Origin of the sequence: Reyranella soli (genome assembly GCF_007992495.1) — a bacterium.
GTDB lineage: Bacteria > Pseudomonadota > Alphaproteobacteria > Reyranellales > Reyranellaceae > Reyranella > Reyranella soli.
The window spans coordinates 25,033-35,315 of record NZ_BKAJ01000144.1 but is presented as its reverse complement, the minus strand read 5'-3'; the positions used below and the strand labels follow the sequence as shown (position 1 = coordinate 35,315).

11 protein-coding genes are annotated in these 10,283 nt (G+C 67.0%); 8 read left to right on the top strand and 3 right to left on the bottom strand.

The annotated features are described in order from the left end of the window. Window positions 1-76: 76 nt before the first annotated feature. Both RSO01_RS35355 and RSO01_RS35350 read left to right on the top strand, forming a co-directional pair. On the top strand, window positions 77-1,609 hold the full coding sequence (locus RSO01_RS35355; protein WP_373867974.1) for a sugar ABC transporter ATP-binding protein: 1,533 nt from the start codon (window positions 77-79) through the stop codon (window positions 1,607-1,609). Next, window positions 1,609-2,565, top strand: coding sequence for an ABC transporter permease (locus tag RSO01_RS35350; RefSeq protein ID WP_147155309.1), 957 nt, complete (start codon window positions 1,609-1,611; stop codon window positions 2,563-2,565). The genes RSO01_RS35355 and RSO01_RS35350 overlap by 1 nt, the downstream gene beginning before the upstream one ends. 130 nt (window positions 2,566-2,695) lie before the next feature. Here the strand turns inward: RSO01_RS35350 and RSO01_RS35345 are convergent, their stop codons facing one another. Next, on the bottom strand, window positions 2,696-3,409 hold the full coding sequence (locus RSO01_RS35345; RefSeq protein WP_147155308.1) for a GntR family transcriptional regulator: 714 nt from the start codon (window positions 3,407-3,409) through the stop codon (window positions 2,696-2,698). A gap of 88 nt (window positions 3,410-3,497) precedes the next feature. Between RSO01_RS35345 and RSO01_RS35340 the strand changes: the two genes are divergently transcribed. The 4 genes from RSO01_RS35340 (at window position 3,498) to RSO01_RS35325 (ending at window position 7,484) form a co-directional block, all read left to right on the top strand. Next, window positions 3,498-4,415: a TauD/TfdA dioxygenase family protein gene (locus tag RSO01_RS35340; protein WP_147155307.1), complete on the top strand. Its 918-nt coding sequence runs from the start codon at window positions 3,498-3,500 to the stop codon at window positions 4,413-4,415. A gap of 34 nt (window positions 4,416-4,449) precedes the next feature. Next, window positions 4,450-5,424, top strand: a complete 975-nt coding sequence (locus RSO01_RS35335) for a tripartite tricarboxylate transporter substrate binding protein (protein WP_170303600.1) — start codon at window positions 4,450-4,452, stop codon at window positions 5,422-5,424. An 81-nt stretch (window positions 5,425-5,505) separates the two neighbouring features. Continuing rightward, window positions 5,506-6,489 carry a tripartite tricarboxylate transporter substrate-binding protein gene (locus RSO01_RS35330; RefSeq protein ID WP_147155305.1) on the top strand — a complete coding sequence of 328 codons (984 nt, stop codon included), beginning with the start codon at window positions 5,506-5,508 and terminating at the stop codon, window positions 6,487-6,489. Further along, window positions 6,486-7,484 carry an LLM class flavin-dependent oxidoreductase gene (locus RSO01_RS35325; RefSeq protein WP_147155304.1) on the top strand — a complete coding sequence of 333 codons (999 nt, stop codon included), beginning with the start codon at window positions 6,486-6,488 and terminating at the stop codon, window positions 7,482-7,484. Before RSO01_RS35330 ends, RSO01_RS35325 begins: the two co-directional genes overlap by 4 nt. Here the strand turns inward: RSO01_RS35325 and RSO01_RS35320 are convergent. Together RSO01_RS35320 and RSO01_RS35315 are read right to left on the bottom strand one after the other, a co-directional pair. Beyond that, on the bottom strand, window positions 7,444-7,908 hold the full coding sequence (locus RSO01_RS35320; protein ID WP_147155303.1) for an EVE domain-containing protein: 465 nt from the start codon (window positions 7,906-7,908) through the stop codon (window positions 7,444-7,446). The genes RSO01_RS35325 and RSO01_RS35320 overlap by 41 nt on opposite strands. A gap of 147 nt (window positions 7,909-8,055) precedes the next feature. Beyond that, a complete protein-coding gene (locus RSO01_RS35315; protein WP_147155302.1) occupies window positions 8,056-8,754 on the bottom strand; it encodes a helix-turn-helix transcriptional regulator in 699 nt (232 codons plus the stop codon). A gap of 56 nt (window positions 8,755-8,810) precedes the next feature. On the opposite strand from RSO01_RS35315, the gene RSO01_RS35310 reads away from it, so the two are divergent. Both RSO01_RS35310 and RSO01_RS35305 read left to right on the top strand, forming a co-directional pair. Beyond that, the gene (locus tag RSO01_RS35310; RefSeq protein WP_170303599.1) at window positions 8,811-9,740 is read left to right on the top strand and encodes a diacylglycerol/lipid kinase family protein; all 930 of its coding nucleotides are present in this window, start codon (window positions 8,811-8,813) and stop codon (window positions 9,738-9,740) included. A gap of 53 nt (window positions 9,741-9,793) precedes the next feature. Beyond that, window positions 9,794-10,276, top strand: a complete 483-nt coding sequence (locus RSO01_RS35305) for a hypothetical protein (RefSeq protein WP_174825977.1) — start codon at window positions 9,794-9,796, stop codon at window positions 10,274-10,276. The last annotated feature ends 7 nt before the right edge of the window (window positions 10,277-10,283 follow it).

Sequence of the window (10,283 nt, the reverse complement as noted above, 5' to 3'; positions counted from 1 at the left end):
TCATGAGCGCGCAGGATGCGCGCGGTCCGGAAGAGCATGATGCGGGCCTGGAGGCCGGCGGTCCGGCAAGATTAGACTGGACGCCGTGACCCCACCGCTCCTCGAACTAGCCTCGGTCAGCAAGACCTATCCCGGCGTGAAGGCGCTCGATCGCGTGAGCCTCGGCGTCGTGCGCGGCGAGGTCGTGGCGCTGATCGGCGAGAACGGCGCCGGCAAGTCGACCCTGATGAAGATCCTGGGCGGCGTCGTCGAACCGAGCGACGGCACGATCCGCATCGACGGCGTCGAGCACCGCGCGCTCACCGTTGCCGGTTCCATGGCGGCCGGCATCGCCTTCGTGCACCAGGAGCTCAACCTGTTCGACAATCTCGACGTCGCTGCCAACGTCATGATCGGCCGCGAACCGGTCTTCGCCGGTCCGCTCAAGCTGATCGACCGGGCGGCCCTCGAGGCGCGGGTGACGCCGCTGCTGCAGCGGCTTGGCGTCGACTTCCACGCCGACACGCCGGTCGCCAACCTGTCGCTCGCCCAGCGCCAGCTCGTCGAGATCGCCAAGGCATTGTCGCTCGAGGCGCGCGTCGTGATCATGGACGAGCCGACGTCCAGCCTCACGGCCTCCGAGACAGCGCGGCTCCTGAAGGTGATCGCCGAGCTCAAGGCGGGCGGCGTCGCCGTGATCTTCATCTCCCACCGCCTGGTCGAGGTCGAGCAGTGCGCCGACCGCGTCGTGGTGCTGCGCGACGGCGCCGTCGTCGGCGAGCTGGCGAAGGACGAGATCGACCACGACGTCATGATCCGCATGATGATCGGCCGTGACCTGAAATCCCTGCGTGTTCCGGCCGAGCGCGCACCGGGCGAGACGGTGCTCGAGATCGCGGGCCTCAGGACGCCGGCGCACCCCGAGCACGCCATCGACCTCGCCCTGCGCGCCGGCGAGATTCTAGGCATGGCGGGGCTGGTGGGCGCCGGCCGGACCGAGCTGGCCCGCGTCCTGTTCGGCGTCGACCGGCCGGTAAGCGGCGAGCTCTCCCTCGATGGCCACCGGATCGCCGTCCGGACACCGCGCGACGCCATCGATCACGGCATCTTCCTGGTGCCCGAGGACCGCAAGCGGTCCGGCCTGGTGCTCGACTTCTCGGTGAAGGAGAACGTCTCGCTGGCCAACCTCAGGGCCTTCGCCACGGGCCTGATCGTCCGCAGCGGGGTGGAGCGCCGCAACGCCGATGAGCGCCGCACGGCGCTCGACATCAGGACCGCCTCGATCGATACGCTGGTCGGCACCTTGTCGGGCGGCAACCAGCAGAAAGTTGTTTTGGCCAAGTGGCTGTCGATGACGCCGCGGGTCGTGATCTTCGACGAGCCGACGCGCGGCATCGATGTCGGCTCGAAGTCGGAGATCTATAAGCTGATGCGCGGCCTGGCCGATGCCGGCGTCGCCGTGCTCATGATCTCGAGCGACATGGAAGAGGTGGTGGGCGTCAGCGATCGCATCCTGGTCATGCGCGAGGGCCGGATCGCAGGCTTCCTGGAGCGCGCCGAGTTCAGCGAGGAGAATGTCATGCGGCTGGCCGTGGGACGGCGCGACCTGCAGGAAGCGAAGGCTGTCTGATGCTGAAGAAGGACCTTGGCTTGCTGGTGCTGATCCTCGTGGTCGGGCTGGTCGTCGCCATCCTGAACCCGCGCTTCCTGTCGCCGATCAATCTCGGCAATACGGCGAACCTCATCGGCCTGTTCGGCCTGTTCTCGCTCGGCGCCGGCATCGTCATCATCACCGGCGGCATCGATCTCTCGGTCGGCTCGGTGTTCGCCCTGCTGGGCGTGGTCTACATCGACCTGCTGGTGGGCTGGCAGGTGAGCTGGTGGCTCGCCACCATCGTGGTCGTGCTGGGCGGCGTCGTGCTGGGGGCGGTGCACGGCTTCCTCATCACGCGGCTCCGTCTGCAGCCCTTCATCGTCACCCTGTGCGGCCTGCTGATCTATCGCGGCGTCGCCCGCTACTACACCAACGACGGCACCGCGGGCTTCGAGTACGGCCAGTCCTTTCCGACGCTCGAATGGCTGGCCGCCGGACGGACCTTGGGCGTGCCGCATTCCTTCATCATGTTCCTGGTGGTGGCCGCGGTGATGGCGCTGGTGCTGCATCGCTCGGTGTTCGGCCGCTACCTGTTCGCCGTCGGCAAGAACGAGGAGGCGGCGCGCTATTCGGGCATCCGCACAGAGCGCGTCGTGGCGGCGGCCTACATCATCAGCGGCGGCCTGGCCGGCCTGTCGGCGATTTACCTCGCGATGTACACGCGCTCGATCTCGCCGGCGAGCCACGGCAATTTCTATGAGCTCTACGGCATCGCCGCCGCCGTGCTGGGCGGCTGCTCGCTGCGCGGCGGCGAGGGCTCGATCCTGGGCATCGTGCTGGGCGCCATCCTGCTGCAGATCCTGCAGAACCTGGTGAACCTGCTCGGCATCCCGAGCTCGCTCAACTTCGCGGTGATGGGCGGGGTGATCCTGATCGGCGTTGTCGCCGACCAGCAGCTGACGCGGCTGCGGGAGCGCCGAGCGAGGCGTTAGAGCGCTGTCCGTCGAAACAAATCGCCTCATCCTGAGGAGGCGCGAAGCGCCGTCTCGAAGACCTCACCCTTCGAGACGCGGTCCTGCGGACCGCTCCTCAGGGTGAGGTCATCTGTTTCACCATGAAGGGCTAAGTCGATTCGCGAGCAGCGTCTCTGTAGTGCTGCCGTACACGCGCGGCGGAATGTTCGAGCAGGGCGCGGCCTGCTCGTTCGGCTCCGTCGATATCGTGCGCCGCAATGCAATCGGCCACGCGCCGCCAATCGGCTGCCGACTCCAATCGGCCGGGCATGGTGAGGAAGCTGCTCGCCTGGCCTCGGATGAGCTGCCACGTGCCCATGCCCGCCAGCCGCTTGTAGATGTCGGGAAGATGGCCGTTGCCGCATCGATCGGTGAGCAGCGTCTGCAGCCGGATCGATTGGTTGGCGAATGCTTGAGGCGACACCCTCTCGTCGTTGGCGGAGGCCTCCAGCTCGGCGACCATGGCTTCCAGCATCTGGCCGTCTGCGGCCTCGGCGCGCCGCGCGAATCGGCCGGCGGCAAGCCCGAGCAGGGCCGCACGCAGCTCGAAAAGATCGTCGAGGTCGTGACGCGACAACTCGGCGATCCGTGCGCCGAAGCGCGGGATGCGGACGACATAGCCTTGCCGCGCCAGCGCGATCAGGGCCTCACGCACGGTGGCGCGACTGACGGCATGGGTCTGGGCGAGCAGCTCTTCCTTCAGCCGCTCTCCCGGCGCCAAACGCCCTGCCATCACATCTTCCAGAATCCGTTCCGCCAAGCGCTCCGACAGCGGCTTCACAAGCCTGCCTAGAGGAATTTCCGGCGACGAAGCACCATCCATGAGCGGGCAATCTCTTTCTTGTCTGACAAAAAGCAATATACTGATCAACAGTTGGTTCGGCAAACAAGCTCGTGTGGGAAACCAGGAGATGAATGCAGTCACCGTTACGCCGCTCGGTTTCGCCGCCGGCGCCCAGATCTCGGGAATCGACCTCAGGGCGCCGCTGAGCGACGCGCAGCATCGGCAGATCTACGACGCGTGGCTGGAGCACATCGTGCTCGTCTTCCCCGGGCAGGATCTCAGCCCGCAGCAGCAGATCGCCTTCTCCCGCCGCTTCGGCGTGCTCGATCAGCATGAGTCCCAAGCGCCGTCGACCCTCCATCCCGAGCACCGGGAAATCCTCGTCCTGTCCAACAAGGTGGTCGGAGGGAAGAAGTCCGGCACCTATAACTCGGGCCGCAACTGGCATACCGACCTCAGCTACACGTCGCGGCCGGCCAAGGGCGCCATTCTTCATTGCAAGGAGAAGCCGCCGGTCGGCGGCGACACGATGTGGGCGAACCTCTACCTCGCGCTGGAAACCCTCTCGCCGAACATCCGTCGGCTGATCGACGACCTGGAGGCCCTGCACGACGTCACGCTCATCCGCGGCATCGAGCAGCGCGATCCCACCGTCGTCGCCGAAATGAAGAAGCGCAATCCGCCGGTCGTCCATCCCGTCGTGCGCACGCACCCCGAAACCGGCCGCAAGTCGTTGCTCGTCAACCAGCGCATCCGCCGCTTCCTCGGCATGTCGGACGAGGAGAGCCAGAGCCTGCTCGCCATGCTCAACGCCCACGCCACCTCGCCGGAGTTCGTCTACCGGCATCGCTGGAGCATCGGCGACGTCGTGATGTGGGACAATCGCTGCAGCTGCCACGTGGCGCTGGGCGACTTCGACCAGACCAAGCCGCGCGTGATGTTCCGCTGCTCGTTGGAGGGCGAGGTCGAGTCCGGACGCCTGACGCAGGATGTCGGCGGCAGCGACCGGCAATCCATGCTCCAGGCCGTCGCCGCGGTCTCGTGAACGGATAACAAGAATCGTCGAGGGAAGAGACACCATGAATGCGCTGAAACTCGCGTGGGCACTTGCCTGCAGCATGGTCATGCTTGCGGCATCGGGCGTCGCCCAGACTCCGGCATTCCCCGACCGCTCCATCCGCCTGGTCGTGGCGTTTCCTCCGGGTGGTGCGACCGACGTCATTGCCCGCGTGCTGGCCCAGGGACTGACCACCGAGCTCGGCCAGAACGTGCTGGTCGAGAACAAGGGCGGTGCGAGCGGCATGATCGGCTCGGAGATGGTCGCGAAGTCGCCGCCCGATGGCTACACGCTCCTGTTCGCCCCGAGCTCGCACGCCACCCTGAAGGAGCTCTATCCCACCCTGTCGTTCGACCCCCTGCGCGACTTCACGCCGATCGCGACGGTGGCGCGCACGCCCTACATCCTGGTGGTTCATCCCGGCCTCGAGGTGAGGACCGTTGCCGACCTGCTGGCCATGGCGCGCGCGAAGCCGGGCTCCGTCGCCTATGCCTCGACCGGCATGGGCACCGCGCAGCATCTCGCCGGCGAAGTGCTGCGCCGCACGTCCGATACGGACATCCTTCATGTCCCCTACAAGGGCAGCGGCGCGGTGCGCGCGGACTTGCTGGCCGGTCGCGTCCAGATGATGTTCGACAATGTCGCGGTCATGCTCCCCTACGTGCAGCGCGGGGAGATGCGCGGCCTTGCCGTCACCAGCCCCAAGCGCAGCGCGCTGGTGCCTGACCTTCCGACCTTGCGCGAGCTCAACCTGGCCGCAGCCGAGATTGAGGGATGGTTCATCGTCCTCGGTCCGGCCGGCGTGCCCGATGCCGTTGTGCAGCGCTTGAATGCGGCGATCAACAAGGTGCTGGCTGCACCGGCCACGGCCGAGCGCCTTGCCGTCCTGGGCGCCGAGCCGCTCGCCGGGCCGCCGCAGGACGTTACCACGCTCGTCACCGCCGACCGTGAACGCTGGGGCAAGGTGATCCGCGAAGGAAACATCAAGCCCGAATGAGACGCGGCACTCGCTCTGAATCCGGCGCGTCGGTGTTTCAACCGTTGTAGCGGCGTGCTCTACTCCGCGGCGGAGGAAACAATGAACCCGCCGCGTCGATGGCTTCTGAAGGCCGCGAGCGTCGCCGCATTGTTCGCGGCATTTCCGGCCAGTGCACAACCGTACCCCTCGCGTCCCGTCACCATGATCGTGCCAGCCTCGGCCGGCGGTCCGACCGACGCCATCGCCCGCGTGATGTCCGAGCGCATGACCGCCAATCTCGGCGGCACCGTGCTGGTCGACAACGTGGCGGGCGCGGCCGGTTCGATCGGTGTCGGCAAGGTCGCGCGCTCGGCGCCCGACGGCTACACGCTTGGCATCGGCCAGTGGAGCCACTACGTGCTGAATGGCGCCACTTATGCGCTGCAGTACGACCTGTTGGCCGATTTCGCGCCGGTCGCCCTGATCGTGACCGGCCCGCTGCTGATCGTGAGCCGCAAGGACCTGCCCGCGAACAACCTCAGCGAGCTGGTGGCCTGGCTGAAGGCCAATCCGGACAAGGCCACCGCCGGCACGGGCGGGATCGGCACCCCGGGGCACATCTCCGGCATCTTCTTCCAGAGGATGACCGGCACGTCCTTCCAGTTCGTGCCCTATCGCGGCACCGCGCCCGCGTTGCGCGACCTGCTGGCTGGCCAGATCGACATCATGCTCGACCAGGCCTCCAACGTGCTGCCGCAGCTCAATGCCGGTGCGATCAAGGGCTTCGCCGTGACGGCCAAGGAGCGCCTGGCGTCGGCGCCTCAGGTGCCGACCGTCGCCGAGGCGGGCCTGCCCGACCTGCTCGTCTCGGTATGGCACGGCCTGTGGGCGCCCAAGGGCACGCCAACCGACATCATTGCCAAGCTGAACGCCGCCGTCGTGAAGTCGCTCGGCGAGGCCGCCACGAAGGAAAAACTAGCCGCCCTTGGTCAGGACATCCCACCCGCCGACCAGCTCACACCGCAGGCGCTGGGCGCCTGGCAAAAGGCCGAGATCGAGAAGTGGTGGCCCATCGTCAAAGAAGCGGGGATCAAGGCCGAATGAAACTGGGCGTTCTGCAATTCTTCAGCTGGCCCGGCCGGCACGGGCCTCTCGAAGAGGTCTACGCCCGGGCCCTCGAGCGCATCGAGATCATGGACCGCACCGGCTTCGATGCGGTGTGGCTGGCTGAGCATCACTTCACGACCTACAGCGTCTGCCCTTCGGTCCACATGGTGGGCGTGATGGCCGCTGCGCGCACCAAGCGGCTGCGCATCGGCACGGCGGTGTCGCTGGCGGCGCTCTATCATCCGCTGCGGCTCGCCGAGGAGGTCGCCCTGCTCGACCTGCTGTCGGGCGGGCGCGTCAACTGGGGCGCCGGGCGTGGCTTTGCCCGTTCGGAATTCAATGCTTTCGGCGTGCCACCGGAGGAGAGTGCGGATCGATTCCGCGAGGCCGTCGAGATCGTGCTGAAGGCCTGGACCGAGGAGCGCCTCACCTACAAGGGCCAGCATTTCGCCTTCGACGGCATCGAGCTGCTGCCCAAGCCCCTGCAGCGACCGCATCCGCCGGTCTGGATGGCGGCGACCTCGGAGCCTGCCATCGACTGGGCGGCGAGCCGCGGATTCTCCATCCTGATGGATCCGCACTCCTCGATGAAGGAACTCGGCGCCAAGCGCCGGCGCTATCACGACAAGCTTGCCGCAGCGGGCTTCGAGGATTCGGGCCGCGACATTCCGATGGCGCGGCTGCTGGCACTGGCGTCGACCCAGGCCGACGCCGAGGCCATCGCGCGCCGTGGCGCGCAATGGCTGGTCGATTCCTACGCGGGTCCGCAGCACGCAAGTCAGAAGACCCAGCACGTACAGCGGACCTACGACGGCAAGGAGCCCGTGCAGCACTACCTCGACAGCGTGATCCTGCACGGCACGCCGGCGTCGGTCGTCGAGCAGATCGCCAGGCTGAAGGAGGAGATCGGGCTCAACTACCTGATGTGTGCGCCGCTCAGCCGCGACACCTTCAAGCTGCTAGCCGATGAGGTTCTGCCACGGCTGCTGTGAACATCGCCTCGGCGATCAACGTCATGTCGGCGTCGCTGATCTCGATCAAGCCCTGGCGCAGCCGGTAGCCCCAGTTCTTCTCCTGGGTGAAGGCAAGCTGTGCCTGCAATGCAAGCAGCGACATGGACTCCGCTTCGTGCCAGGCGACCTCGCGGCGGAACGGCTTGAAGCCAAAGCCCATGTCGGCCTGGTAGGGCTTGCCCTGCTTCACCGTGCCGATGGCCGTGAAGGCCTGCAGCCGATCCTTGCCGCGCTGGGCGTGGCTCGGCGTGTAGGTGCGGTTGGGCGAGTAGTAGACGATGCGGTCGCCCGGCTGGATGCGGCGCAGCGGCGTCGCCTTGCCGTGGTTGACCTGCATGAAGCCCCCGTTGCGCCCGATCTCGACATGCTCGGCGGATGCGACTGCCAACCAGTTCCTGCTCATGGGATTTCTCCTCGATCGTTGGGAGAAAATCATAAGCCTGGCAGCTGTCAGATTATGTCAGCAGCAGATCCGGATACTGGTCTCGAAGGGTGGCACATCAAGGCGGGTTGCCACCCTTCGAGACACACCTCGCAAACGAGCAAGGTGCTATCTCTCGCTGGCTTCCTTGGTCAGCTCGCGCTCGCGCCATTCCTTGAGCATGGCCTGGCGGCGGCGCGGATAGCGCTTCTCGGTCATGTTCAGCACGACGATGCGGTCGGTGCGGAAGTGGCGGTAGTCCTCGCGCAGCTCGCACCACGCCACGACTACGCGCACCTTCTCGAAGAAGCTGAGCGCGAACGGCCAGATGATGCGCTTGCTGTCGGCGCCGTTGGTGTCGCGATAGCTGAGGCCGATCTTGCGCTCGGTGCGGATGGCCTGGCGGATCTTGGGCAATTGCGCATCGCCGGCAGCGATGGGATCGCCCGGGCCGATCAGCAGGCCTGATTCGTCCAAGGTCTCGCGCAGGTCCTTCGGCAGGACGGCGCCGATCTTGGCCAGGACGTTGGCGGCGGCATCGGCGAGCGCGCGGTCGGCGCGCTGATGCACCCAGCGCGAGCCCAGCACCAGCGCCTCGATCTCCTCCTCGCTGAACATCAGCGGCGGCAGCATGAAGCCCGGCCGCAGCACGTAGCCCACGCCCGCCTCGCCATCGATATGCGCGCCCTCGGCCTTCAGAAGCTCGATGTCGCGATAGAGCGTGCGCAGCGACACGCCGGTCGCCTCGGCAAGCGTGGCGCCGCTCACCGGATGGCGATGGCGGCGCAGCACCTGGATCAGGTCGAGAAGACGTTGGGCGCGCGACACGCTACCCTCATAGCGAGGTCTACTGTCAGTTTATGGCAGTAGTAGACAGGAGGATCATGCGCGTTGCCGTGATCGTCAACCCGGCCGCCCGCAAGGGTGGGGCGCTGGCCCGCTGGCCGGCCATCCAGGCCGAGCTGGACAAGCGGCTGGGCCCGGTCGAGCCGATGTTCACCGAGGCGCCCGGGCACGCGACCCATCTCGCCCTTAACGCCTTGGCCCGAGGCGTCCGCCGTTTCGTGGCCGTGGGCGGTGACGGCACGGTGAATGAGACCCTGAACGGCCTGCTCGAGCCCTCCGGCCGCCTGATCTACCCCGATGCCGTGCTCTGCCCGGTGCCGGCCGGTACCGCCAACGAGCTCAGTCGGGCGCTCGGCCATCTGGCCGTCGCCGGCAGCGCCTTCGATGCCGCCGCCAGCCCGCTCACCCGGCCGATCGACTTGATGCGCGTGCGCTGCGCGGGACCCGACGGCCGGCCGGTCGACCGCTTCGGCTACCTGATCGTGGCCCTGGGGCTCGCGGCCACCATCAGCCATCGCACCTCCCAGTCGCGCTGGCTGAAGAAGCTGGGCGAAGTAGCCTATCTCCTGATGACGCCTGGCGTGACGCTGGGCTACCGCCAGCGCGACATTTCAGTCGAGATCGACGGAGTGCCTACCGGCACCCGTCGGCTGTTCACGGTCATGGTCGGCAACACCGAGAATGGCGGCGGCGGCATGAAGCTGCTGCCCGGCGCCCGTTTCGACGACGGCGTGCTCGACCTGATCGAGGCGGGCGGCGTGTCCCGGCTGGAGGTCCTGACGACAATCCTGCCCAAGCTCTACAGCGGCGCCCATGTGCACCATCCCAAGGTGCGGACGGCCCGCGGCACCTCATTCCGATTCGCCTCAGACGTCGAAACCCTGGTCGACCTCGACGGCGAGATGGTGGGCCGCCTGCCGCTGGAGGTCACTGTTCTGCCACAGGCCTTCCGGGTCGGGACGGTTTAAACGGAACGTTTAGGCAAGCGCCGCGTTCGAGATGGCGCAGGGAGGCTTTTTTCATGCGCCGTGCGCTGGCTCTGGTCATTCCGGCCCTCTTGTTGGGGCTCGCGGCACCGGCCTGGGCCGACAAGGACAAAGACAAAGGTCACAAAGGCAAGCACGGCCACGGCGATCGCGGCGCGCCGGTGGTCGTCGTCCAGCCGGTCCGCGTGATCATCCCTGACCGGGACCGTGCCGTCGTCTACCAGTACTATCGCAGCGAATTCTCCGCCGGCCGCTGTCCGCCAGGTTTGGCCAAGAAGGGCAATGGCTGCCTGCCGCCGGGCCAGGCGAAGAACCTCTATGTCATCGGCCAGCCGCTGCCGCCCGCGGTCATCCCCCAACCGGTGCCGCCCGTGGTCACGCAACAGCTCGAACCGGTGCCGCCGGGCTACGAGTACGTGCGTGTCGACGACGACGTGCTCCTGATGGACAAGGCCAACCGCATGGTCGCCGATATCGTGTACGACCTGAACGACTACGACAGCCTGGGTCTCGACTGACCCTCGG

Coding starts and splice junctions, on each gene's coding strand:
- RSO01_RS35320 (WP_147155303.1), bottom strand. CDS start 7,908: ATGAGCAGGAACTGGTTGGCAGTCGCATCCGCCGAGCATGTCGAGATC.
- RSO01_RS35325 (WP_147155304.1), top strand. CDS start 6,486: ATGAAACTGGGCGTTCTGCAATTCTTCAGCTGGCCCGGCCGGCACGGG.
- RSO01_RS35345 (WP_147155308.1), bottom strand. CDS start 3,409: ATGGATGGTGCTTCGTCGCCGGAAATTCCTCTAGGCAGGCTTGTGAAG.
- RSO01_RS35335 (WP_170303600.1), top strand. CDS start 4,450: ATGAATGCGCTGAAACTCGCGTGGGCACTTGCCTGCAGCATGGTCATG.
- RSO01_RS35350 (WP_147155309.1), top strand. CDS start 1,609: ATGCTGAAGAAGGACCTTGGCTTGCTGGTGCTGATCCTCGTGGTCGGG.
- RSO01_RS35305 (WP_174825977.1), top strand. CDS start 9,794: ATGCGCCGTGCGCTGGCTCTGGTCATTCCGGCCCTCTTGTTGGGGCTC.
- RSO01_RS35340 (WP_147155307.1), top strand. CDS start 3,498: ATGAATGCAGTCACCGTTACGCCGCTCGGTTTCGCCGCCGGCGCCCAG.
- RSO01_RS35330 (WP_147155305.1), top strand. CDS start 5,506: ATGAACCCGCCGCGTCGATGGCTTCTGAAGGCCGCGAGCGTCGCCGCA.
- RSO01_RS35310 (WP_170303599.1), top strand. CDS start 8,811: ATGCGCGTTGCCGTGATCGTCAACCCGGCCGCCCGCAAGGGTGGGGCG.